The organism is Gluconobacter sp. P1D12_c, from assembly GCF_018812105.1.
GTDB classification, from domain to species: Bacteria; Pseudomonadota; Alphaproteobacteria; order Acetobacterales; family Acetobacteraceae; genus Gluconobacter; species Gluconobacter oxydans_A.
This window is the reverse complement of the sequence record NZ_JACSIQ010000001.1, coordinates 236723-261670: the sequence shown is the minus strand read 5'-3', so window position 1 is coordinate 261670 and position 24948 is coordinate 236723. Positions and strand designations below refer to the sequence as shown.

The window sequence follows — 24948 nt, the reverse complement described above, 5'->3', positions numbered from 1 at the left end:
GCGGCAATAGGGGAGGGCGATCAGTGCCCTTCCTGTTTTTCGTCGATTTGAGCGTACCCCGGCTGACCGGCGTCGGTGCTGGGATCATCCAGCAGTTCGCGTTCTTCTTTTCGATCCGCGACGGGAAAATGGCGGTGATCGCCCTGGTCCGTGCTGCGCTCTGGGAATTCCCCAAGATTTTCCTGTAAGCGTGGATCTTCGATCTGAACATCTGCCAACTCTGGGGGCGGGAGATCCTCAACAGGCGTGCCCTCGGGAACGCCCTTGATGGAAATCAGGTCCGTCGCTTTGTCCAGATAGGCTTCAGGGCCGCCGTCCGGCTTTCCGTCAGCTTCCCAAAGTAACTTGGCCTCGCGGCGGATTGCTGCGTCACGTTTTGGATCTGCTTCGAGTGGGTTGTTGCTCATGATCAGAACTCCTGAAGGGTTGGGCGCAGGACAATCTCGTTGATGTCCACGTCGTCAGGTTGTGAGATGGCGAAAGCGATGGCCCTCGCCACGGATTCCGCCGGAATTGCAATCTTGTAGAACGCTTCAACATGCTGACGACTTTCACTGTCGCCGCTGCCCGTTTTGAGTTCGCTTTCCACTGCGCCGGGCTCGATGGATGTAACGCGAAACGCGTTGCCAGCCTCCTGACGAAGGCCATCACTGATGGCCCGCACGGCAAACTTCGTTCCTGAATAGACGCTGCCTCCAGGGGCGAAGACCTTGATCCCGGCAACCGAGGACAGGTTGATGACATGTCCCGATTTCTGACGCTCAAAGATCGGTAGTGCTGCGGCGATGCCGTACAGAACGCCCTTGATGTTGATGTCGATCATCCGGTCCCACTCGTCGACCATCAGTCGTTTCATGGGGGCAATCGCCATCAGCCCGGCATTGTTTACGAGGACATCAAGACGTCCGAAGTCCTGCTCAACGGCTTTTACAACGTCCGCAACGTTCTGGCGGTTCGTGACATCCAGTGTGTAGGCCCGTGCAGTCTGGCCCAGTGCTTCGAGTTCGGAGACAATTTCGTCCAGTCGGTCCCGACGTCTGGCGGCGATAGCAACGTAAGCCCCTCGTGCTGCGAGATAACGCGCGGTTGCTTCACCGAGGCCGCTGCTGCCGCCTGTGATGAGGACAATTTTTCCTGCAATGCCTTCCATGTCAGGCCTCACGTACGCTTGATGTGATGCTTCAGAAACGCGACGCTCCGGCTCCAGGCCAGATCTCGGGCGTCCTGATTGAAGCTGGAACGTTCTGGGCATCCAAAGCCATGTCCAGCCTGATCGTAAAGGAAGACCTCGACTTCTGGCCGACTTGCGCGAATTTTCTGAACGTCACCTGGCGGAATGGACGCATCTTCTCCGCCGAAATGGAGCTGCGTCGGGCAGTGCGGGGCTGTGTCACAATGGTTGGCAATACCGCCGCCATACCATCCGACGGCGGCATTAAAGTGGTGCGTGCGTGTTGCCGCAAGCCACGCGATGAGGCCGCCCCAGCAGAAGCCGATAATCCCGACTGGGCGGTGACCATCATCCTGTCTCATTTTCTGAGCGCAGGCTTCCAGATCCTGCTGGATCAGATCTGGAGAAATGCCGCTTCGAAATTCCAGCCCTTCCTTCAGGCCAGCCTCGTTGTACGCCAGAACCGTATGGGGTTTGACGCGGTCAAAGAGGGCAGGGGCGAGAACATGGAAGCCCTGCTGAGCCAGATCAGAGCAGACGTCCCTGATGTGCCCGGTCAGGCCAAAAATTTCCTGCACTACGACAATGGAGCGTGTGGACTCGGGGGAGCCCGTCTCCCATGCCTCGAATTCGTGGCCGTCTGCCGCCGTGAGGCGGATCATGTGGCCCTCGGTCTTTTCTTGGGAATGCTTGTGGTCCATTGATTTCTGTCCAGTCTCTGTAACGCCGGAAAGGCAGATGCCATGAGCGACGTCATCCATCTCCGTCGGGAACGCAAACGCCGCAAGTCCGTAGAGGATGCGAAGGAAGCTGAGACCAATCGTCGTCTTTATGGCAGGACGAAAGGTCAGAAAATGGCGGATATGCTGGAGAAAAGGCGTTCTGAAGCCCTATTGGACGGAAAGAAAATTTTTTCGGCCGAGGGCGATGGTTCTTGACGAAAACGGGTGGTGGCACTACCTCTCTTGGCACTCTCGATGTGAGAGTGCCAACTGCGCTGCAGCAATTGAGCGCGTAACCCGGCCGCGTCGCTTCGTAGAAGGGCACGGCCTAAAATGGAGCGATCCATGACGACATTTCGTCCCCTGCATGACCGCGTTGTAGTCCGCCGCCTGACCGGTGAAGAAAAGACCGCTGGCGGCATCATCATCCCTGACACCGCCAAGGACAAGCCGACCGAAGGCGAGATCGTATCCGTAGGCCCAGGCGCCCGGAACGAGCAGGGCCAGATTGTGGCTCTCGACGTCAAGGCAGGCGACAAGGTGCTGTTCGGCAAGTGGTCCGGCACCGAGGTGAAGATCAACGGTGAAGAACTGCTGATCATGAAAGAGAGCGACATCATGGGTGTGATCGGCTGAAAAGCCATCCCCGTTTCCTCTCGTTAAAAACCTCAACAGGAGATTAAGAACATGGCTGCCAAGGAAGTTAAGTTTGGTGCCGACGCCCGCGACCGTATGCTGCGTGGCGTTGATATTCTTGCAAATGCCGTCAAGGTAACGCTGGGCCCGAAGGGTCGTAACGTTGTTCTCGACAAGAGCTTCGGCGCACCGCGCATCACCAAGGACGGTGTGTCTGTCGCCAAGGAAATCGAACTGGCTGACAAGTTCGAGAACATGGGCGCTCAGATGGTGCGCGAAGTTGCGTCCCGTACGAACGACCTGGCTGGTGACGGCACGACGACGTCCACGGTTCTTGCTCAGGCAATCATCCGCGAAGGTGCCAAGGCTGTTGCAGCTGGCATGAACCCGATGGACCTGAAGCGCGGCATCGACAAGGCTGTCCTCGTCGTTGTTGAAGAGCTGAAGAAGAACAGCAAGAAGATGACCTCCCCGGAGGAAATCGCTCAGGTCGGTACGATCTCTTCCAACGGTGAGCGTGAAATCGGTGAGATGATCTCCTCTGCCATGCAGAAGGTCGGCTCCGAGGGCGTCATCACGGTTGAAGAAGCCAAGGGCCTGCACACCGAACTCGACGTTGTCGAGGGCATGCAGTTCGACCGCGGCTACATCTCCCCGTATTTCGTGACGAACCCGGAGAAGATGACGGCCGATCTCGATGCGCCGTACATCCTGATCCATGAAAAGAAGCTATCTTCGCTTCAGCCTATGCTGCCGCTGCTCGAGAGCGTCGTACAGTCCGGCCGCCCGCTGATGATCATCGCTGAAGACGTCGATGGCGAAGCACTTGCTACGCTGGTCGTGAACAAGCTGCGTGGTGGCCTGAAGATCGCTGCCGTCAAGGCTCCGGGCTTCGGTGACCGTCGCAAGGCCATGCTGGAAGACATCGCGATCCTGACGGGTGGCCAGGTCATCTCCGAAGATATTGGGATCAAGCTGGAATCCGTTACCCTCGACATGCTGGGCCGCGCTAAGAAGGTTCACATCGAGAAGGAAAACACCACGATCGTTGAAGGCGCTGGCAACAGCGACGACATCAAGGGTCGTTGCAACCAGATCCGTGCTCAGGTTGAAGAAACAACCTCTGACTACGATCGTGAGAAGCTCCAGGAGCGTCTTGCAAAGCTGGCTGGTGGCGTTGCCGTCATCCGCGTCGGTGGCAGCAGTGAAGTTGAGGTGAAGGAGCGCAAGGATCGCGTTGACGACGCTCTGCACGCAACCCGCGCAGCTGTTGAAGAAGGCATCGTCCCGGGTGGTGGTACGGCTCTTGCCCGCGCTTCCGTTGCTCTGAAGGGTCTGACCTTCGATAACGACGATCAGCGTATCGGTGGCGAGATCGTTCGCAAGGCGCTTCAGACGCCGCTGCGTCAGATCGCTGAGAACGCTGGTGAAGACGGCGCCGTGATCGCTGGCAAGGTGCTTGAGAACGACACCTACAACTTCGGCTTTGATGCTCAGAACGCTGAGTACAAGGACCTGGTTGGTGCAGGTATCATCGATCCGACGAAGGTTGTTCGTACGGCTCTGCAGGATGCCGCTTCGGTTGGTGGTCTGCTGATCACCACGGAAGCTATGGTTGCTGAACGCCCCGAGAAGAAGGCTCCGGCTGCTCCGGGTGGCATGGGTGGCATGGGCGATATGGATTTCTAATCCAGCGCTTCAGATTCCCCAGTTTTCAAAAGCTGGGGAATATGTCGAACAGTTGCAAAAAAGCCGTCTCACCTCAGGGTGGGGCGGCTTTTTTTTGACTTGTTTTGATATGCGTCAGACACATATGTGACCCTTATGCAACGCTTGTCACAAAACCATCACGTAACGATCTTACTCGCTGGAAGTTGGGGTGACACTTTCGCAATGAAATGTCTAAAGGACGTCACTGCCTTTAGAAGGATTTCGTCTTATTATGATCGTATCGCGTCGCAATATGCTACTTTGCGCGTCGGTTATGGGTGTGGGTGCGCTGTCAGGCGCGGCACAGGCCGCAACAACCGATCACGCTAAAACCACGTCCTCACATGTGCGCCACAAGACTGTGTCACACGGTCCGGTGCGTTCTGCTGCGACGCCTGCAACGACAGCTCCGGTTGCTGCAACTCGTCAGGTTGCCGCTCCGCAGTATGCTGCGCCTGTTGCGGTCAGCAATACACGTGCCCTGCGTTCCATCGACTCAGGTCGGTCCGAGAACGTTGTGGTAACGGGTTCGGCTCTGAGCACGTCGAACAATTCCAACGCTAACCCGGTCCAGATTGTGACCAGCAAGCAGATTGAACAGACAGGAGCCACCACGGTTGGTGACTACCTGCAGCGTCTGCCGTCCATGGGGTCTTCGGGCACAACGAACAGCCAGACCAATGGTACGGGCGGTTCATCCTGCATGGATCTGCGTAACCTTGGACAGAACCGCGTTCTGGTTCTGGTCGACGGCAAGCGTGCTGCCATCAATGGCAACAACAGCTGCTTCGACATGAACACGATTAACGTTCATCAGGTTGCCAGCATTGAAATCCTGAAGGATGGAGGTTCCGAGCTGTATGGTGCTGACGCTGTTTCCGGCGTTATCAACATCAAGCTCCGTCATGACCTCAATGACGCAAACCTCACGGTTCGTGGCGGCATCGGAACGGATCATGGCGACGGCCAGACAGGCATGATCTCCGGCTACAAGGGCTGGAACTTCGATCATGGCAAGGGCAACGTAACGCTTTTCGGGTCTTACATGACCTCAAGCGGCATCAAGCAGGCTAATCGCTCCTGGGCAACCCCGGTTCAGGGTAACGATCCGATCAACCCGGCCAATCTTTCCTTTGGTTCAGGCTATCCAACGGGTGGTCTCTTCCAGACCAGCACTGGAAACTATGTCGGTAGTGAGAGTGGCGCTCTGCACTCCTACACGAAGGCTGATCGTTATAACTATGGTGCTGACCAGAACCTGACGAACTCCCTGACGAACGGGACGCTGTCGTTTGATGCCCATTATGACATCAACCGTCACTTCACACCGTACCTGAACTTCAACTACGCCCATCGTAACTCATCCACGACGATGGCGCCGATCCCCGTTGCCGGCAGCATCTATCCTTCCACGCTGCCGACCGCGCTGTATGTTCCGGAGAACTATCCTGGAAATACGCTGGGTGAAGACGCCTACATGTCCAAGCGTATGGGTGAGTGGGGCAACCGCCGCAGCGAAACGGCCACCGATACTTACACGGGTATTGCTGGCGTAAAGGGTGAAATCACCCACGGCTGGAACTACGATCTGTCCTACACCTACGGCTGGAACCAGGTCATGTCCCAGACGTCTGGCGTTGGTAACTACGCCAAGCTTCTACAGACATACGGCTTGCAGCAGGATACTCCGGGTGATTCCGACAGTACGCTGAGCTACAATCCATCTGTTTGTAATGCTGCTGCAGGTTGCGTTCTGTCGAACCCGTTCGGCAAGCTTTCACCGGAAGCCGCAGCTTATTCCAACTACACGTCGCATGATCACTATTACTACCAGCTTCGTGACCTGAACCTGCGCATCAACAACAACCATGTTGTTCACATGCCATGGAACAACGGTGGCGACCTGGGTCTTGCGCTCGGTATGGAACACCGTGGTGAGCAGCTTGCCTATCACCCGGATGCACTGGTTGAATCCGGCCAGACGCTGACGAACTCTGCGTCTTACACCGGCGGTGGCTTCAATGTTTCCGAAGGCTACATCGAAGGTAAGGCAACGCTGCTGCATAACGCTTTCCTCGCCAAGGATCTGACGATCGACGGTCAGGGTCGTTACTCTGCCTACAATACGTTTGGTGGCACGAAGAACTGGAAGGTCTCCATCAACTGGGCACCAATTCAGGACATCCGCTTCCGCGCAACACTCGGCACGTCCTATCGTCAGCCGAACGTGTATGAGCTGTATGGTGGTCAGTCCCTGGGTTACGCTTCAGCGACCGATCCGTGTGATTCCGTGCAGGCCGCATCCTACGGTGCACAGTCTCCTGTCGTAGCAGCTAACTGTGCACGTCAGGGCATCAACAGCAGCACGTTCTCGTCCAACTTCTCTGGACAGGCACCGACGCTGTATGGCGGTAACGCGAAGCTGCGTCCTGAAACGGGCCGGACCTACACGATCGGTACGGTGATCACGCCGCGCTGGATCCCGGGTCTGTCTGCGTCCGTTGAATACTGGCACTACACGCTCAAGAACATGATCACGTACCTGAGCAGCCAGTACATCATGGACCAGTGCTATACGGGCACGAACACGTCTTACTGTGATCGTATTACCCGTGTTGCAAGCACCGGGCAGCTGAATGCTGTGACGTCCATGTATGACAACATTGGCGGTCTGAAGACGAGCGGTATCGACTTCGACCTCGACTACCGTATCCGTGTCACGCAGCACGATGTTCTGACGCTGTCCAACAACTTCCAGCAACTCGTCAGCTACCTGCAGCAGAATGAGGCAGGTGGTCAGTGGTACAACTATGCTGGTCGCATGATGTATCAAAGCGGCACCGGCAACCCTCGTGTTCGTGACTACGCAACGGTTGGCTGGCAGCACGGTGCGTTCGGCGTGACGTACATGATGCAGTACATGGGCGGCATGGTCTGGAACGACGGCACGACAGATCTGAAGCGTGCCAACGGTTATGGCCGTACCAGCACCCCGGGCATCTTCTCTCATGATGTGACGGTGTCCTATCGCTGGAAGAGCTGGAACTTCGAAGGTGGTGTGAACAACCTTCTCGACAAGAAGCCACCGTTTGTTGCCAGCGCAACAGACAACAGTGCAGCCGCGCTGTACGGCAACCTCTACATGGGACGTTACGTCTTCCTGCAGGCAGGCGTGAACTTCTGATCCTCGGGTTTTCCGGGAACATGAAAAAGGCGGTGGAAACTCCACCGCCTTTTTTTTATGCTTCACTGTCGTCGAAACGGTCGGATCAGGACGGAGTTAGAAATTCCGCAATATCACTGATGGTCTCTGCCAGACTGAGGCGCCGGACTTCTACACCTGCGGGGAAGGCAGAGAGAAGACGCGAGGGCATTCTGCGATCAAGCATCACAAAGACACCCCTGTCATCACCCTTCCGGATCAGGCGGCCGAAAGCCTGTCTTAAGCGCATTCTGGTAATGCGATCGTCATAATCACCGGGTCTTCCTTCTGAGAGAAGGCGGCGTCGCTCACGATGCAGAATATCCGGGCGGGGCCATGGGGTCTTCTCAAACACCACCATGCGTAAGGCTTCCCCCGGCACGTCTACCCCATCGCGCATGGCGTCAGTGCCCAATAAGCAGCTGTGGGTTTCCGTACGGAAGACATCGACGAGTGTCGCGTTATCCATGGCATCAACGTGCTGGGCATATACGGGAAAGCCCTGAGCCTCCAGCGGCTCGTTAATACGACGATGGACCTCGCGTAGCCGACGGATTGCCGTGAAAAGCCCAAGAGCTCCTCCGCCCGCGGCTTCGAATAATGCCCGAAATGCATGGGCCAGAGACGCGATTTCGACAGAAACGTCGGTTACAACGTAAGCGCGCGTCTGCTTGGCGTAATCGAACGGGCTCATGAGTGAAGCGCGGATTGGTGGCTTCATGAAATGCGTGGCCCCAAGCCGCAGCTCTGCCGCGTGCCAGCTCTCTTCTCCGTCTTCTGAGCCGGTCTGATCGCGCAATGTGGCAGATGTCAAAAGCAGGCCATGAGCCGGGGTCTGAATGGTCGATGCAAATGGAATTGTCGGGTCCAGCCAGTGACGATAGAGGCCCACGTTATGGTCCCCCTGCGCCCCACGTGTTCTGGGAAGACGTTCAGTCCGGATGAAATCAATATGGACGGGTGTCAGGTCAGGCTCAGGGGGCGTCTGAAGGGCATCCAGCATTCCGATCCAGCCTGCAACGCGGCTGATGGCGCGACGGTGCAAAGTCCGGATGAAAGCCTCGATCCGCTGGCGCGTGGGGGCTTCCATTTCCGGATCGTCTTCTACCGTTGCTTCAAGCCGTTTTGTCAGCTGGACCAGTGGGGCTTGAAGGCGTCGCAACGCTCTGGCCAAGTCCTCTGCGCTCGTCCGTACTGTATCATTCGTGGGGTGCAGATCGCACTCGGTAGAGATGTATGTGGTGTCTTGCTGTGGGCCTTGGGTGCGTCGGGCTTTGAGTTGATGGTCGAGGGCCTGAAGAAACAACTCGGCAGGGTTATCCAGTTCCGGCTCGGGTGCCATGAGCGGAAGAAACGCGGGTGCTTCGTCTTCCTGCGGAACCGGCGCGTCCATTCCGTTTTTCAGTCTTACGCTCCAGCCCGGAGCTGGCAGCGCTCGGGCAGCTTGCAGCACGGCATGAAGCGGTGCGTCTATTGCCGGAATACGTTCGACCAGATCATCAAGGCGCCGCAGGAGTCCGCGCGCTCTGGATCGGCTTCCTTCTGCACCGAGGAGCCAGCGTCTGAGTTCGGCTGTTTCAAGCCCTGACAGAACCATGGCAAACGCGCTGTCTGCCGCTTCGGGGACGTGATGCCCTTCATCGAAAACATATCGCGTTGGCGTCGCATCTTCATCGGGCAGGCTAGGAGGTGCGAGAGCAGTCCAGGCCGCCTGCGACATGACAAGCGCATGGTTGGCCACAACAAGATCTGCCTGTCTGGCACGACGAATACCATGTTCCACGAAGCAGGTTTGGTAATGCGGGCACGCAGCATGGATGCATTCGCCACGCCTGTCTGCCACACCGTGCAACGTACCCTGGCCGAAGAGATCGCCGAACCATCCCGGGAGGTCGCCACCCATCAGATCACCGTCGCGGCTCGCTTCAGCCCATCGTGCGAGAAGACTGAGGGGAAGCAGGGCTGCCGCTCCGTCATTCCCCCGAGAGGTGGCGGCATTGAGCAGATCTTCCATATTCAGGATGCACAGGTAGTTCTCACGTCCTTTGCGGACGACGACCTTTTGTCTCAGCGTTGCTTCATCGGGATAGAGACGATGAAGTTCCTGCTCGATCTGCCTTTGAAGATGTCGCGTGTAAGTGCTGACCCAGACGGCTCCATCATTCTGCTCAGCCCACAGACTTGCAGGCGCAATATAGCCAAGGGTCTTTCCCGTGCCTGTTCCGGCTTCAGCAAGTACGACATTGGGCGATCCGAGCGTTTCCCGGGGCTCGAAAGCCGCAGTGGCCACAGATGCAAAGTCAGCCTGTCCGGGCCGTGCTTCTGCATTCTTGCCAAGGATCTGGCGTAGTCTTTCACGCGCAGCCTGCGGTGAAACGGGCTGGCTGCCGGGAGCCGGTCTAGGGGCTGTTTCCTCCCAGCGTGGCAGGCGGCGCCAGACGCGGACGGCATCATAAGGATGCGCACTGCCCGGGTCGGAGGCTGTGCCGATGGCATCCGCGACTTCGCCACTCCAGATCCAGCCGGCCCGCGTCAGCGGGAGCAGGAGGGCCCGTAAGCGCTTTCCTTCAGGAGTATCAGCTTTTTCCCGTAACTTGCCGAGCAGGGTCTCGCAGAGCAGCGGCAGGAGGTCTGCCGTGGTGGTTTCTGGTGGTGTCAGTCCAAGAGCGATCGCCAGTCCGCGCGGGGTGGGTGCAACGGTGGTGGCGGGACACACAAACAGAAAGAGATCCAGAAGATCAAACCAGGGAACAGGTTGGGATAGCGGTGTGAGGTCTAGGGCGCGCAGGCCGGCCGGCCCATGAACGAGAAGGGGAGGCGGAAGCTGCGCCAGTCTTTCCCGTACCTCATCGGCCGGAAGGTCCAGAAGCTCACCATCGGGTGTCAGGAGAGAGGACAGGCCTCGCCTCGCGACAAGAGCGGGTGCGTCAAACGGAGATGGGAAAGATGGCGAGCGCGGCATTGCGGTCAGTCTAACTGGAAGGGCAGAAGCGAGCGAGTGCTTTAAAGAACAGACCGTGAAAGAATGAAGAGGCTTGGGCTGTCATATCGGTTTGGAAGTAAATTTGACACATTTCGTCATGGTTTGGGGGCCTTGGACAAACTTCGTTTGCTCTCGTACTGCTTGACCCGCGATACGTGTCTGCCTACGTTTTCCGATAATCATGCACAATTCCAGAACACATATCATCCCGTCCCTCGCATCTGACGCGCCGCTTCCAAAAGCATGGCCGTTTGAAGAGGCAAAAAAAATTGCCGAGCATGTTGGCGCGCGCGCTCCAGAAGTGCCCGCACTGCTTGAGACCGGGTATGGCCCGTCCGGGCTGCCACACATCGGTACGTTTGGCGAAGTGGCCCGTACGACGTGGGTACGGCAGGCTTTTGAGGCTCTGACAGGCCGCCCGACGCGTCTGCTGGCGTTCTCGGATGATATGGATGCCTTGCGCAAGGTTCCGACGAATGTGCCGCAGCAGGACCTCCTTGCAAAGCACCTCGGCCTGCCTTTGACGCGCGTTCCCGACCCCTTCGGTGAATACGAGAGTTTCGCCGCTCACAATAATGCCCGCCTGCGTCAGTTTCTTGACGGTTTTGGCTTCGACTACGAATTTGCATCCGCGACAGACTATTATACGAGCGGGACATTTGATGCTGCACTTCGGCGTATGCTCGAAGTGCATGATGAAGTTGTTGCGACCATTATTCCGACACTTGGTCCGGAGCGCCGGGCGACTTACTCCCCTGTTCTGCCGATCCACCCTGAAACAGGGCAGGTGATGCAGGTCCCGATCATCAAGGTGGACCCGGATGCCGGTACGGTCGTCTGGAAAGATGAAGCGGGCAAGACGTTTGAAACATCCGTCTTCGGTGGACACGCCAAGATGCAGTGGAAGGCCGACTGGGCCATGCGCTGGTATGCTCTGGGTGTCGATTATGAAATGTCCGGCAAGGATCTGATTGATAGCGTGAAGCTGTCTTCGAAGATCTGCCGTATTCTGGGTAAGCAGCCGCCTGCCGGACTAACCTATGAGCTGTTCCTTGATGCTCAGGGTCAGAAGATCAGCAAGTCAAAAGGTAATGGTCTGTCTGTCGAGGAGTGGCTGCGTTACGGCACGCCGGAAAGCCTCGGCCAGTACATGTACCAGCAGCCTACGCGTGCAAAGCGTCTGTTCTTTGACGTTATTCCCCGTGCAACGGATGACTACCTGACACTTGTTCAGAAGGCTGAGACGCAGGAACCGGTAGACCTGATGGCAAATCCGGTCTGGTTCATTCACGGGGGAACTGTGCGCCCGGAAGATACCAGCCCGGTTTCCTACACAGCGCTGTTGAACCTCGCGAACGTGGCAAACGCAGACAATCCAGAGACACTCTGGAAATTCCTGCGTCGCTATGACGAGACGCTGTCGCCAGAAACGCATCCGTATGTCGACAAGCTTGTTCGTTGCGCTCTGACGTACTTCCAGGAGCAGGTGTACCCGAACAAGGTCTATCGTGATCCCTCTGAAACTGAACGGAAAGGTCTGGAGGACCTAGCTGTCGCTCTGGAGAAGCTTCCTGTTCATACGTCTCCGGGCGATGTGCAGGATGTCGTGTTCGAGGTCGGCAAGCGCTACTTTGAGAAGTCTGAGCTGCGGTCTTGGTTCGGTTGTCTGTACGAAGTGCTTTTGGGTCAGAGTGAAGGCCCGCGCTTCGGCATTTTCGCGTCACTCTTCGGTTTGCCTGAGACCATAGCCCTGATCAGGGGGGCACTGGCTCGCTCGGCTGCCGGGACGCCTCAGGCCTAACGTCGATGTGCCCGCCTCGGGAAGACGACTGGCAAAATGATGGGCTTGCTCTCGACGTGGAAGACGAGAGCGGCCCTGTTAAAAGTCGCTGGAAATTATTGCTGACACGTGCCCCGGCGATTGTGGGGCTCGTGCTTCTGATTGCTGCTGTTGTGGTGATCTGGCGCGAGCTGCGCAATCTCTCTCTGCGGGACATTGCCAGAAGTCTCAGCGATATTCCGGATGGTGCGCTCCTGGCCGGAGCCGGGGCGACATTCCTGTCGTATTTTATCCTGTCATTTTACGATCGCTTGGCCTGCCTTCATGTCCGGGCTGATGTTTCGTTCAAGCGCTCGTCTTTTGCTGCATTCTGTTCTTACGTCCTGTCGCACAATCTTGGATGCGCCGCGATTTCGGGTGCCGCAGTGCGGTTCAGGCTTTATCGGAGCTGGGGTGTCGCCCCTGCAGATATTGCACAGATCATTGCTTTTTGCTCCGCAACTTACCTTCTGGGAACGCTGGCGCTGGTCGGGAGTATTCTGACCATTGAGCCGCACGCCATTCCGGTTTTGTCCCATCTGCCTGCTTTTCTGCTGAGGCTGGCTGGTCTTGGATGTTGGGGTATTCTGGTTGCGTATGTCGTTTTTTCTCGCATCCGCCGGCACGTAAAAATCTGGCGTTACGAGATTGAAATTCCCAGCACGGGTATAGCAATTGCACAGATTGCGGTCAGTGCAGCTGATATGGCTGCGACGGCCCTGATTGCGTATAGCGTGCTGCCGCCGTTGCCTCCTGAAGCCCATTTTGGCTTCGGGACATTCCTTGCCATTTATATCGCGTCTTACACAGCAGGTCTGGTGGCGAGCGTTCCGGGGGGGCTGGGCGTTTTTGACAGTGCCATGCTTCTGGCATTGCGGCCGTATCTTCCGGTGCCGGAAATCATGGGCGCGATCCTTGTTTTCCGCCTCTTCTATTACATTATTCCGCTGGTCATGGCGGGTCTGATGTTCGCAGGGCATGAACTGTTTCTGCGGGGAGAGCAGGCGCTTGTCTCTGCAGGACAGGCACCGCGGCGTATTCGTCCCAGTCAGGTTGTACGAGAGTCCGAAGCGGATTTTTCGGTCACAATTGCAACCAGTGTTCAGGCTGTAGTGGGAATTCTTCTCGTCTTTTATGCGCTGGTCGCAGAGCTACCACCGTTGCGCACGTCTCTTGGTGCTGCAGTTTCGCAGATTGCGGACTTGTTCCTTACCGTGTCGGGCGTTGCTCTTGTTGGGCTGGCCATGGGGCTGTCCCAGCGCGTCGCGCTTGCATGGAAGGTTTCTCTCGGCGTTCTTGGCGCATCAGTCGTTCTGCTTGTGTTGCGGCATGCACCCTGGGAAGCTCCGGTTGCGCTGGGGCTCGTGATGCTACTGATCGCGCCTTTCCGAAACTGCTACTATCGCAGGGCCCATCTTCTTGTGGCTCCCCTAACACCTGCGATGCTGGCGCCAATGTCCTTATGGGCGCTGGGGCTTGTTGGGGTCGGCTGGGTTGCTGTGCAGCGGCATTTAGGCCCCATCTGGTGGCGCTCCATGATTTATGATGCGCACACGGCTGTAGGTCGGTGGTTTTTGGGTCTGTCTGCGCTTTGCGGCCTGTTCGCCCTTTGGGTTGGTATGCGCAGAACGCGCATTCGCTTCGAAGCGTGGAATGCGGAGAACGAAAGCCACTATCGAAGCCTGTCTCATGCTTTGCAAGAATTGGGCCCGCGTCGTCCCAGTGGTTTGCTGCATGATGAAGCAGGCCGAGCGGCTATTCCCTTTTTCCGCACGGGTCAGTTCATTATTGGCCTCGGAGATCCGGCGGGTGCTGAGCGCAACTGCATTGCTGCCATCTGGCGGTTGAGAGATCTTGCGCGTCAGGAAGGCCGAAAACTTGCTTTTGTGCGTGTTGGCCAGTCTCTGATGGCGGTCTATAACGATCTTGGTCTGACGGTGTGTCTGGAAGGCCGAGCAGGGACGATCTGCTGTTTTTCCGAGGACTATCGTATGATCCGGGCATTCCTCACGGGAGAAGAGCGGCGCGCTCGCAAAAAGCGGGCGTCGTGTCGTTCGGACGTCGCCTCCGGCACAACAGGGGCATGAGCCTGCCTCCCAGTCTGGGTAATGCGGTCAACAGTTGGCTGATTGCATTTCCAGCGCTGTTTTCGATCATTAATCCCCTTGGTGCGTCTTTGATTTTCGCTCAGGCGACAGAGGGGCGGACACGCAAAGAGGTTATCGAACTGGCGCGGCTGGTCGCGCTGAATTCTCTGGCGATCCTCCTGGTGTCCATCTGGTTTGGCAGCTGGATTCTGAGTTTCTTTGGCATCAGCATGAATGCGCTGCGCATTACCGGCGGTCTTGTTGTGGCCTCGCGCGCGTGGGTCATGCTGCAGCAGCCGGAGACAAGTGAGGCCCGGAAAGAAAAGCAGGCTCTTCAGGGTGGTCGAACCGTTGCTGCGCCTGATCTCAAAGAGCGCGCTTTCTTTCCGCTGGCCATGCCGTTCACCGTGGGGCCAGGGAGCATCTCCGTAGCAATCGCTCTGAGTTCTTCATGTCCGCCCCATATGCCCGCGCCGGATTATTATATGGGCGTATCAGCAGCGGCGACTGCCATGGGCATCGTCGTTGCCATTGCTTACGCCTATGCGGAGCGGATCGTTTCCATGCTTGGCATCACTGGCGCGCGGATTGTCAGTCGTTTGGCCGCGCTCATTCTTCTGGCTATCGGAATCCAGATTTTCATTTCAGGCGTACAGGGCGTTCTTGTCGATACTTTACGTCTAGCTCGACACTGATATTTCAATCGGAACTGAGTATCTTCTGGACCTGTTCCCGAAGGGCAGGGATGACTTCCTCCTGAAACCAGGGCGCCCTTTTTTCCCAGACCCCTGTTCTCCATGATGGATGAGGCAGTGGAAAATAGTTCTCAGGCAGATAATGGCGAAAATTCCTGACGCGCGCCGTTACTGACCCACGACCTAGGACGTGATGCTGGGAATAACTGCCAACCAATAATGTAAGACGGAGAGCGGGCATCAGGGACAAAACCCGCTTCCTCCAGATTGGCGCGCATTCTGGGCGCGGCGGGCAGTCTCCTCCTTTTGGGAGTCTCCCCGGATAACAAAGTCCCATAGGCAGAATTGCGACTTGCCGGGTATCGTAAAATACCTCTTCTGACAGGCCAAGCCATTCTCTGAGACGAACTCCGGACGGATCCTTAAAAGATGTGTTGCTGAGGTGGGCTTTGGTTCCAGGCGCCTGACTCGCGATCAGAAGCCTGGAGGTTGCTGAAACATGGATCAGCGGGCGTGCGCCAAGGGGAAGGTGCTCCTCACAGACCCGGCACGCACGAACCTCGCGGACCAGGGCTGTCAGGCGATCTTGCGTCGTTGGGCTGGAAATCATTCATCCTCAGGAAGAAGTGGCATTTCAGGGTGCCAGGCATATTCGGCCTGCACGACATAAACGTGCTGGTCGTAGCCACGCAGGCTCTCAAAGAGCGTAACGTGCTCGACAGGCATTGGCTCACTCCTGAAGAGATTATGTCTCTGAACCCAGCGAGCCGCATCGGCCCTCTGGCTTGTCGCGAGGTGGCCTAGCGTGACACTGGGCTGGAAGCGACGCTTGGCAGGGGGACATCCCGCCTTGCGAAGGGTCTTTTCTACCTGCGCCTGAAGTGTCTCTAGTGCAGAGGATCGTTCGATGCCGATTGTCAGACTGTCAGCTGTCACGCCTTCTCGCAGTCCGGCACCTGAAAATGAGATATCGAATGGCTTCCAGGACAGTCGGGAAAGGGCGAGGTCGATTTCGCCCATCACATAGCGATCGGTAATTTCGCCGATAAAGCGCAAGGCAAGATGGTAGTTTTCCGAAGGTACCCATTGCACGCCAGGAAGCGTTCCACGGAGGAGAGCAAGCGCTTCGCGCTGGGAGGGGGAGAGGTCGAGTGCGACAAAAAGTCTCAAGAGGCTCGTTTCCCGAGGAAATGAAACACAGATATGAAGGGTCTTCTTGACCGTACAGTGAAAAGCCCCACATTCAGGGAAAGTACGGGCGAGCTTCCAAGGTTCGTCAAGCGCCCTTTTTAAAAGGGCCTTTTACTGGAAAAGGTGTCATGGCTTTTAATTCCAACTTCGGCAGGGCCGGCACTCAGGCGGGCGCAGGCAGTCTTGATGCCGGTCTTCGCGCCTATATGTGCCGCGTCTTCAACTGGATGGCGATTGGCCTCGTTGTTACGGGGCTCGTTGCTTATGGCGTGGCGGAAACCTCTCTGCGCGCGCTGTTCTTCCACATCGCAGAAACTTCAAGCGGCGCCTTTGTGCTGCGGCCTACTTTCCTGGGCGGCATCATGATCTTCGCGCCGCTGGCGTTTGTGATGGTCCTGTCCTTCGGGATCAACCGGCTGTCGCGCCCTGCAGTGCAGGCGATCTTCCTGCTCTTCAGCGCGACGATGGGGGCCAGCATGGCCAGTCTGCTGCTGAGCTACACAGGCGTTTCCGTAGCGCGGACCTTCTTCATCAGTGCGGCGATGTTCGGCGGTATGGCTCTGTGGGGATACACCACCGGAGCTAACCTTCTTCGACTCGGTTCCTTTCTCTTCATGGGCCTGATTGGCCTCATGATTGCGATGGTAGTGAACATCTTCCTGCACAGTGCACCACTGGCAATGCTTGTTTCTCTAATCGGGGTTGCTCTTTTTACAGGTCTCGCGGCTTACGATACCCAGCGTATCAAGATTAACTACCAGCAATATATGTCGTTCGCGTCTTCAGATGATATTGCCAGACTAAGCATTTACGATGCGCTGTCGATGTATCTCAATTTCGTGAACCTCTTTCAGTTTCTTATTCAGTTCACAGGTGTTCGCTCCAGTAATAGCGACTGACAGTACATTCACGTTACTCGAAAGTTTCCAGAGGGAGCGACAGTCAATGTCGCTCCCTTTCTTGTTTGCGGACTAAAAAGGTCTTGAATTATTTCCGTCTCATTCTGAAAGGTTTACATTAAAAAATTGTAACTTTATCGTTTAATGAAAGCGGTAATGAAATCAAATGTGGCGAAAAACAGCCATTTGCAGCGAAGAGAGGGTCATGCCCCATCCCTCACGAAATCCGTGATAAGCCTTGTCTTCCGGGCGATTCAGGCAGAAAAAACCTGAGGAACCGGGACAGTCGTGTCCCATGCTGAATGAATTTCAGGGTCGGATCTTTGATCCGGTTCCTGACGTCAGGATACGAACGAGAAAGGCAGCAGACTATGGCAGCGTTCGGCAGCTCTGATGCGGCCCTTATCGTGTCAAACCGTTTCCCGGCGAATACTCCATGCCGGAACGGATGATGAAAGCAGGACCGATGAAAAAACTCTGGCGATATCTCCCAGCGTTGCCGGCGCTGATGCTATCGGGTTGCACGGTTGATCTGCTTCAGCCGCGCGGTCCGATCGCAGAAATGAACCGCGATGTCATGGTGGCAGAATTTGTCATCATGATGTTCGTTGTGGTTCCGACCTGTATCGCAACGCTTTACTTTGCTTGGAAGTATCGTGCTTCCAACACCCAGGCCGAGTATCTTCCGACTTGGGATCACTCAACGAAGATTGAGTATGTCATCTGGGGCGTACCTTCCCTGATCATTATCGCTCTCGGTGCGATCAGCTGGTACAGCACTCACGCTTACGACCCGTATCGCCCGATTCAGACGGCTGACAATGTCAAGCCACTGAACGTGCAGGTGGTCTCTCTCGACTGGAAATGGCTGTTCATCTATCCGGATCTGGGGATCGCAACGATCAACCAGCTGGATGTCCCGACGAACACGCCGCTGAACTTCCAGATCACCTCTGACACCGTCATGACGTCTTTCTTCATCCCGCGTCTGGGATCGATGATTTACTCCATGCCAGGTCAGCAGACGCAGCTGCACCTTCTCGCAACTGAGTCCGGTGATTATCTGGGGGAAGCTTCCCAGTTCAGTGGTCGCGGTTTCTCAGACATGAAGTTCCGCACCCTCGCGATGGCACCTGAAGAATTCAGTGCCTGGGTCGAGAAGGTGAAGAGCGGCAGCGAAAACCTCGATGACACGACATATCCGAAGTATTCCGCCCCGCAGGAAGCTGCGCCGGTTCAGTACTTCGCGCATGTCCAGCCGGATCTCTTCGACGGCATCGTCGCCAAGTACAACAATGGCATGATGGTTGAGAAGACGACGGGCAAGGTCATGCATATGCAGTCCGCTTCCAGCGCTGCACCGTCCGACACTGGCATGAAGGAATAACCGACAGATGCTCGGAAAACTCTCCCTTTCAGCCATACCTTTCGATGTGCCGATTCTTGTCGGCACATTCCTGGGTGTGGCTGTCATCGGCCTTGCCGTGCTGGGTGCCGTTACTTACTTCGGTAAGTGGGGTTACCTGTGGCGTGAATGGCTGACGACAGTCGACCATAAACGTCTTGCCGTGATGTATATCATCCTGGCAATTGTCATGCTGTTCCGCGGCTTCGCGGACGCCATCATGATGCGTACCCAGCTTGCGCTGGCCTATGCCGGTAACCCCGGTTACCTTCCGCCACATCACTACGACCAGATCTTCTCCGCTCACGGCACGATCATGATTTTCTTCATGGCCATGGCGTTCATGACGGGGCTGCTCAACCTGGTGGTGCCTCTCCAGATCGGTGCACGCGACGTTGCGTTTCCGTTCCTGAACTCGCTCAGCTTCTATATGACGCTGGTGGGCGCTCTGCTGATCAACATTTCCCTGTTCATCGGTGAGTTTGCTCAGTGCGGTTGGCTGGTTTACCCGCCTCTGTCCGAAATGCAGTTCAGCCCGGGCGTCGGCGTTGACTACTACATCTGGGCCGTTCAGATCTCCGGTGTCGGAACGCTTCTAACGGGCGTGAACTTCTTCACGACCATTGTTAAGATGCGTGCTCCTGGCATGGGCTGGATGCAGATGCCGGTCTTCACCTGGACAGCGTTCTGCACGACCGTGCTGATCATGGTGTCCTTCCCGGTTCTGACGGTTACGCTGGCACTGCTCAGCCTCGACCGTTACCTCGGCATGCACTTCTTCACGAACGATGCCGGCGGCAACGTCATGCTGTATCTGAGCATGATCTGGACCTGGGGCCATCCGGAAGTTTACATCCTGGTCATCCCGGCCTTCGGTGTTTTCTCTGAAGTTACCTCAACGTTCTCCCGCAAGCCGCTCTTCGGCTACAACACGATGGTTTACGCTACGTGCTCCATCATGGTGCTGTCGTTCGTCGTGTGGGTGCATCACTTCTTCACCATGGGCGCAGGCGCCAACGTTAATACCTTCTTCGGTATCATGACGATGGTTATCGCAGTCCCGACTGGCGTGAAGATCTTCAACTGGCTGTTCACCATGTATAAGGGACGTGTTGAATTCACGGCTCCGATGTACTGGACGATCGGCTTCATGATCACCTTCTCCATCGGTGGCATGACGGGCGTCATGATGGCCATGCCGGCTGCTGACTGGATCCTTCACAACTCCCTGTTCCTCATTGCCCACTTCCACAACGTCATCATCGGCGGCGTGTACTTCGGTTACATTGCAGGTATGGGCTTCTGGTTCCCGAAGGCTTTCGGCTTCAAGCTGAACGAAGCCTGGGGCAAGCGCGCGTTCTGGTGCTGGTTCGTTGGCTTCTATCTTGCCTTCGTTCCGCTGTATGTCCTCGGTCTCGAAGGCATGACGCGTCGTATGAACCACTACGACAATCCGGACTGGCGTCCGTGGCTGCTGATTGCAGAAGCTGGTGCGGTTGTTATCGCTCTGGGTATCGTCTGCCAGCTTACGCAGCTTTACGTCTCCATCCGTGACCGTAACCTGCCGGAAAACCTCGACCTGACGGGCGATCCGTGGGGTGGCCGTACGCTGGAGTGGTCCATTTCTTCTCCGCCGCCGGCTTATAACTTCGCAGTTATCCCGGACATCCATGGTCTGGACACGTTCCACACCGAGAAGCAGCTTGGCCGTCGTGCACACAACAAGCCGCTGGCTCCGATCCACATGCCGAAGAACACAGCAGCCGGTGCCCTTATCGGTGCGTTCTCCTTCATCCTGGGTTTCGGTGCCATCTGGTACATCTGGTGGATGGCCGGTCTTGGTCTGCTCGGTATTGCTGTCACCATGATCATGCGCAGCGCGAACCGTGATATCGATTACTACGTCCCTGTCAGCGAAATCGAGCACAACGAGGAAGTCTATTCCCGTCGTATCGCCGCTGCTCAGGCAGCAGAGTAAGGGGGGCATAGTTTAATGGCTCACGAAGCAACCATGTCGCCTCTGGCACACGCTGACGGTCACGACCACGAGCATCATCATGAGAGCCCGAACGTTTTCGGTTTCTGGCTCTACCTGATGACCGACTGCATTCTCTTCGGGTCGATCTTCGCTGCTTTCGCAGTCCTCCGGAACCAGTACGCCGGAGGCCCTTCGGGGAAAGAACTGTTCGATCTGACGAATGTCGGGATTGAGACGGCTATCCTGCTGTTCTCGTCCATCACCTACGGCTTTGCCTCGCTCAGTGCGCTGGCAAAGAACAAGGGGATGGTTCTTCTGTGGCTCGCCGTGACGTTCGTTCTGGGTCTCTCCTTCGTTGGTCTTGAGGTGACTGAGTTCACCCACATGATCGCCGAAGGAAATGGTCCTGACCGTTCTGCATTCCTCTCCGCATTCTTCACGCTGGTTGGAACGCACGGTCTGCACGTTACCTGCGGTCTGATCTGGATGGCAGTTCTGATGGTCCAGATGATGGGCCCGCAGGATCTGTCTCCGCGGATGATGGACAAGCTGACTTGCCTCAGCCTGTTCTGGCACTTTCTGGACATCGTCTGGATCTGTGTTTTCTCCTTCGTCTATCTCGCAGGTGTGATGTAATGGCCCAGGCACATACAACCCACGATGGTAGCCACGGCTCCTATCAGTCCTACATCATCGGGTTCGTTCTTGCGGTCGTTCTGACTGTTGCGTCTTTCGCAGCAGTCATGACACACGCACTTGCCCCGGGGATGGCACTTGCAGCTCTTGGTGTTCTTGCGGTCGTTCAGATCGTGGTTCACCTGGTGTTCTTCCTTCACCTGAACACCAGCAACGAGCAGAGCTGGAACCTGATGTGCTTCATCTTTGCAGCAGCATCGGTCATCGTCATTGTCGGCGGCACGCTGTTCATCATGCATGACACGGCCATCAACATGATGTCCCGCTAAGATCCTTCCAAGGATCGCGGCAGGAAAGGCTGGCAGGAGAAATCCTGTCAGCTTTTTTTTATGCCTGCTTTTTTGATTGGCACTCAGGCGTTTCCTCGTAGCTTCCCATTGAGAGGGGTGTGACGAGCGCAAAAAAAAGCCCGGCACAGCGGCCGGGCTTGATGTCTTCAAGGGAAAAACCTCAGTCCTTATGAGGAGCCTCGGACAGCATGGCTGCCTTGCCAGGCTGATCTTTCCACTCTTCAGCGTCAGCTGGCTGTTCGCCCTTACGGGTAATGTTTGGCCATTGGGCGGCGAGGCGGGAGTTGATCTCGATCCATGGAGCGGCACGGTTGTCGCTATCCGGGAAGATGGCTTCTGCAGGGCACTCAGGTTCGCAAACGCCGCAGTCAATGCATTCATCCGGATTAATGACGAGGAAATTTTCTCCGGCATAGAAGCAGTCTACGGGGCAAACTTCCACGCAGTCCATGAACTTGCACTTAATGCAGTTTTCCGTGACCACATAGCTCATTGGTGTCTCCGATCCTCATTCGGGCCCGGCTTTGCGGCCCAATTTCATATTGTGCGGGATGATATGCGAAGGATTGGCCTAGGAAGCAAGCTTCTTAGGCTCTTCTCTCACGATCTCGTATAGCTGGGATGCTTCTTTCGCGGGGCCCCGACGCTCCCCAAGGTCCAGAACGCGCCAGACACGCACGTCTTCACCAGGGCTGAGAGGTGGGAGAGTTACCACATCACCCACCCTGAGTTTGGCATGTGGCTTGCTGGTGGGCTGTCTGTTGACCCGGATGCGTCCTTTGCTGACAATGGTTGCACAGAGCGGGCGTGTCTTGGCGACGCGGGCATAATAAAGCCACTGATCCAGACGTTGATATGCATCACTCATGGGGCGGCACGATCTCTCAGAATGGCCAAGGCGGCGAAGGGGCTGTCTGGTCGGACAACAGGGCGTCTTGCGTTGCTGGCCGCTCCTGATGGTCTGGCCTTTCTGCGTGTTGCTCGATTGCGGCGGTCAGCCAGGAGCATCAGTGGTGCAGGTGGCCCAGCATGCGTTTGGCTGGGAGAGCACGGTGGTTTGTGGGCAACGCCAAGGGCACCAAGAACCTCAGGAAGAAGATCGGCTTTGATTCCAAGACGTGAGGCGAGACCGACGGGAGCAGGATGATCCCGCTTGCGGGTCAACTGCTCCAGCTCTTTCACAATACGTTCGGCGATATCGAGTCTAACCCCTGTCTTGGCTGCCTGCAGCCAGCCTGGAACGCCTTCCACCATATGCCATGGCAACGAGACACGACCGGCTGGCGGGGGCATCAGGGGAAGGCCAAGGCGAAGTTGTGTGAGAAGTGTCAGAAGGGCCGATGCGCGTGGGCGCAGAAGTGCGGGACAGAAAACGGCAAAACGACCCACTTCCACGCCGAGCCTCCGCAAGGCGCGTTGAGCTGGTGGCGGAAGGGACTGATCTGACGGCAGGAGAGAGGAGATACCGCCATCTTCATGCAATCGATGAAGAATGCCTCTGAGTTGAGGCTGATCCGTTACGGCGCTTTGTGCTTTGTAGAGAACAGAGAGTTCCCGTTGAAGTGTGCTGTCTACATAACGGAGAAGGCGCTGCTCGACCTGAATTCGCTGATTGGTGTCAGTGAACTCAGCGGAAAACAATCTGACGGCTGGCTGTAGAAACGTTTTTCCAACCGTCAATCGGCCGAGGGGGATGTTGTTCCACGATAGAATGCCGGTTTCTGTTTCAAGGGACAGAGCACTATCTGGCGTCTCCTGAAAAAGACGGACCCGACGTGGAATTTCCTGCAGAAGCGCTTTGCGTCCGGCTTTGAGAACGATCTGATGATCAGGCCCGTTTGTGGTGTCGGTTTGGAGAGAAAAGCCACGGATCTTACCGATGCTGTGGCCTTCAACAATGACCTCTCCATCGGCTGTTACGGCGGACAGGAGATTACGATCTGTCTCAGCATCCAGTCGGCGAAGCAGGGACGTGGCGCGCCTGTCCACAAAGCGGGACGTCAGGCGCTCATGCAGTGCGTCTGAAAGCAGGTCTTCCACTTCCCGGGCGCGCTGTTGCCAGACGGATGAGTGACGGCTCCATTCTGTTCTGGCGGCTACATAAGAGCAGACCCGTACGCCTGTCAGACGATGCATCAGGGTATCAATGTCACCTTCGGTACGTGCAAACCCCTTGATGTGTCCTTCCATCCAGTTTGCCGGAACAGCGCCATCCTTGAGGATGTGCAGGAACAGGCGTGCGCAGAGCCGTGTATGGCTGTCATCGCCAAGTTTGCGGAAATCAGGGATCTGGCAGACTTCCCAGAGAAGAGAGGTTGCACGCTTTCCTTTGGCGACCTCCCGAATTTCCGGGTCCAGGATCAGGGATTCAAGGGTTATAACGTCAGACGCAACGCGGCCTGCCATCAGGCCGCGGGAGGGCGGCGCGACCGTAAGGCTTGCGAGCAGAGCCCGGGGATTGCTGAAATCCAGTGCGTGATTGCGCCAGTATAGCCGTTGAATCGGATCGAAGCGGTGCTGTTCTACGGCATCTATGGTCGCGGCAGACATGGGCGGGCAATCAGCCGTGGTGCCAAATGTACCGTCCTTCATGCCACGGCCAGCACGGCCGGCAATCTGTGCTATTTCCTGCGGGAAGAGCGGGCGGGGTGTTGTGCCGTCAAATTTGGAAAGCTGGGCAAGCGCAACATGGTCGACATCCATGTTCAACCCCATCCCGATGGCATCGGTGGCCACCAGGTAATCGACTTCCCGGTTCTGGTAGAGCTCGATCTGGGCGTTTCGCGTCCGTGGGCTGAGTTGCCCCATAATGACAGCACAACCACCTCTTCGGCGTCGTATGACTTCGGCCAGAGCGTAAACTTCTGACATCGAGAAAGCCACGATGGCCGATCGGGGTGGAAGGCGAGAAAGCTTCGTTGGTCCGGTGCTGACAAGACTCGACAGGCGTGTGCGTGTGTCGATTTCGATTCCGGGCACCAGCTTTTGCAGCAGCGGACGAATTGTTTCCGCACCCAGGAAGAGTGTCTCTACGGTTCCCCGGGCGTGGAGGAGACGATCCGTAAAGATGTGTCCACGGTCCGGGTCAGACGCGAGCTGGATTTCATCGACAGCCACGAACTCGGCTTTTCGGTCCAGCGGCATGGCCTCGACCGTGCAGGAGAACCATCGCGCTCCTGGAGGAATAATTTTTTCCTCTCCTGTTATAAGGGCGACGGAACGCTCCCCTTTGGCCGCGACCAGACGTTCGTAGTTTTCGCGCGCAAGAAGGCGCAACGGAAAACCGATGATGCCGGAGGAATGAGCCATCATGCGAGTCAGAGCATAGTGCGTCTTGCCCGTATTGGTTGGGCCAAGTGCCGCACGGACGCTTGCTGGCATGATATGATGAGCGGAATGGTTACCGCGGTGTGCACCCTTCATGTGTGAATGGTCGGGTGCCTGCGGAACAAAAGCAAGCGTTC

At 56.6% G+C, this 24948-nt stretch carries 21 protein-coding genes; 12 read left to right on the top strand and 9 right to left on the bottom strand.

Annotated features, from left to right (window positions below; translation table 11 throughout):
* Nucleotides 1–20: 20 nt before the first annotated feature.
* Genes KP705_RS01170 through KP705_RS01160 form a run of 3 tightly spaced genes read right to left on the bottom strand, consistent with a single transcriptional unit; the run spans nt 21 to nt 1833 of the window.
* Complete coding sequence (locus KP705_RS01170; protein WP_046899656.1) at nt 21–407, bottom strand: DUF2934 domain-containing protein; 387 nt, start codon at nt 405–407, stop codon at nt 21–23.
* A 2-nt stretch (nt 408–409) separates the two neighbouring features.
* On the bottom strand, nt 410–1150 hold the full coding sequence (locus tag KP705_RS01165; RefSeq protein ID WP_046899655.1) for an SDR family oxidoreductase: 741 nt from the start codon (nt 1148–1150) through the stop codon (nt 410–412).
* A gap of 8 nt (nt 1151–1158) precedes the next feature.
* Nucleotides 1159–1833, bottom strand: a complete 675-nt coding sequence (locus KP705_RS01160; RefSeq protein ID WP_252348157.1) for a dienelactone hydrolase family protein — start codon at nt 1831–1833, stop codon at nt 1159–1161.
* 81 nt (nt 1834–1914) lie between these two features.
* Between KP705_RS01160 and KP705_RS01155 the strand changes: the two genes are divergently transcribed.
* The 4 genes from KP705_RS01155 to KP705_RS01140 all read left to right on the top strand — a co-directional run bounded on the left by KP705_RS01155 (nt 1915) and on the right by KP705_RS01140 (nt 7423).
* Complete coding sequence (locus KP705_RS01155; RefSeq protein ID WP_215763858.1) at nt 1915–2109, top strand: DUF4169 family protein; 195 nt, start codon at nt 1915–1917, stop codon at nt 2107–2109.
* A 129-nt stretch (nt 2110–2238) separates the two neighbouring features.
* Nucleotides 2239–2529: a co-chaperone GroES gene (groES, locus tag KP705_RS01150; RefSeq protein WP_046899653.1), complete on the top strand. Its 291-nt coding sequence runs from the start codon at nt 2239–2241 to the stop codon at nt 2527–2529.
* Between the two features lie 51 nt (nt 2530–2580).
* Nucleotides 2581–4218, top strand: coding sequence for a chaperonin GroEL (gene groL / locus KP705_RS01145; RefSeq protein WP_064274005.1), 1638 nt, complete (start codon nt 2581–2583; stop codon nt 4216–4218).
* Nucleotides 4219–4471: 253 nt separating this feature from the next.
* The gene (locus tag KP705_RS01140) at nt 4472–7423 is read left to right on the top strand and encodes a TonB-dependent receptor domain-containing protein (protein WP_203548538.1); all 2952 of its coding nucleotides are present in this window, start codon (nt 4472–4474) and stop codon (nt 7421–7423) included.
* Nucleotides 7424–7508: 85 nt separating this feature from the next.
* Here the strand turns inward: KP705_RS01140 and KP705_RS01135 are convergent, their stop codons facing one another.
* Nucleotides 7509–10403, bottom strand: a complete 2895-nt coding sequence (locus KP705_RS01135; RefSeq protein ID WP_215763857.1) for an ATP-dependent DNA helicase — start codon at nt 10401–10403, stop codon at nt 7509–7511.
* Nucleotides 10404–10605: 202 nt separating this feature from the next.
* Between KP705_RS01135 and KP705_RS01130 the strand changes: the two genes are divergently transcribed.
* Genes KP705_RS01130 through KP705_RS01120 form a run of 3 tightly spaced genes read left to right on the top strand, consistent with a single transcriptional unit; the run spans nt 10606 to nt 15025 of the window.
* Nucleotides 10606–12225, top strand: a complete 1620-nt coding sequence (locus tag KP705_RS01130) for a lysine--tRNA ligase (protein ID WP_064274008.1) — start codon at nt 10606–10608, stop codon at nt 12223–12225.
* A 5-nt stretch (nt 12226–12230) separates the two neighbouring features.
* The gene (locus KP705_RS01125) at nt 12231–14330 is read left to right on the top strand and encodes a lysylphosphatidylglycerol synthase domain-containing protein (protein WP_215763856.1); all 2100 of its coding nucleotides are present in this window, start codon (nt 12231–12233) and stop codon (nt 14328–14330) included.
* Nucleotides 14327–15025 (top strand): MarC family protein, encoded by a 699-nt coding sequence (locus KP705_RS01120; protein ID WP_046899648.1) that lies wholly within the window; start codon nt 14327–14329, stop codon nt 15023–15025. The genes KP705_RS01125 and KP705_RS01120 overlap by 4 nt, the downstream gene beginning before the upstream one ends.
* 4 nt (nt 15026–15029) lie before the next feature.
* On the opposite strand, the gene KP705_RS01115 is transcribed toward KP705_RS01120, so the two are convergent.
* The gene (locus KP705_RS01115; RefSeq protein ID WP_046899647.1) at nt 15030–15635 is read right to left on the bottom strand and encodes a uracil-DNA glycosylase family protein; all 606 of its coding nucleotides are present in this window, start codon (nt 15633–15635) and stop codon (nt 15030–15032) included.
* Nucleotides 15632–16195, bottom strand: coding sequence for an RNA 2',3'-cyclic phosphodiesterase (gene thpR, locus KP705_RS01110; protein WP_046899646.1), 564 nt, complete (start codon nt 16193–16195; stop codon nt 15632–15634). The genes KP705_RS01115 and thpR overlap by 4 nt, the downstream gene beginning before the upstream one ends.
* Before the next feature lie 149 nt (nt 16196–16344).
* On the opposite strand from thpR, the gene KP705_RS01105 reads away from it, so the two are divergent.
* The 5 genes from KP705_RS01105 (at nt 16345) to cyoD (ending at nt 21463) form a co-directional block, all read left to right on the top strand.
* The gene (locus KP705_RS01105) at nt 16345–17115 is read left to right on the top strand and encodes a Bax inhibitor-1/YccA family protein (protein WP_046899645.1); all 771 of its coding nucleotides are present in this window, start codon (nt 16345–16347) and stop codon (nt 17113–17115) included.
* Between the two features lie 448 nt (nt 17116–17563).
* Nucleotides 17564–18502, top strand: coding sequence for a ubiquinol oxidase subunit II (gene cyoA, locus KP705_RS01100; RefSeq protein WP_046899644.1), 939 nt, complete (start codon nt 17564–17566; stop codon nt 18500–18502).
* A 7-nt stretch (nt 18503–18509) separates the two neighbouring features.
* On the top strand, nt 18510–20498 hold the full coding sequence (gene cyoB / locus KP705_RS01095; RefSeq protein WP_046899643.1) for a cytochrome o ubiquinol oxidase subunit I: 1989 nt from the start codon (nt 18510–18512) through the stop codon (nt 20496–20498).
* 15 nt (nt 20499–20513) lie between these two features.
* Complete coding sequence (gene cyoC / locus KP705_RS01090) at nt 20514–21134, top strand: cytochrome o ubiquinol oxidase subunit III (RefSeq protein WP_046899642.1); 621 nt, start codon at nt 20514–20516, stop codon at nt 21132–21134.
* Nucleotides 21134–21463 (top strand): cytochrome o ubiquinol oxidase subunit IV, encoded by a 330-nt coding sequence (gene cyoD / locus KP705_RS01085; protein WP_046899641.1) that lies wholly within the window; start codon nt 21134–21136, stop codon nt 21461–21463. Before cyoC ends, cyoD begins: the two co-directional genes overlap by 1 nt.
* A 181-nt stretch (nt 21464–21644) precedes the next feature.
* Here the strand turns inward: cyoD and fdxA are convergent, their stop codons facing one another.
* The 3 genes from fdxA to KP705_RS01070 form a co-directional block, all read right to left on the bottom strand.
* Nucleotides 21645–21977 (bottom strand): ferredoxin FdxA, encoded by a 333-nt coding sequence (fdxA, locus tag KP705_RS01080; protein WP_046899640.1) that lies wholly within the window; start codon nt 21975–21977, stop codon nt 21645–21647.
* Between the two features lie 78 nt (nt 21978–22055).
* Entirely contained in the window at nt 22056–22352 is a 297-nt protein-coding gene (locus tag KP705_RS01075) for an RNA-binding S4 domain-containing protein (RefSeq protein WP_046899639.1), read from the bottom strand.
* Nucleotides 22349–24907, bottom strand: coding sequence for a helicase-related protein (locus KP705_RS01070; RefSeq protein ID WP_046899638.1), 2559 nt, complete (start codon nt 24905–24907; stop codon nt 22349–22351). Before KP705_RS01070 ends, KP705_RS01075 begins: the two co-directional genes overlap by 4 nt.
* Nucleotides 24908–24948 lie beyond the last annotated feature (41 nt).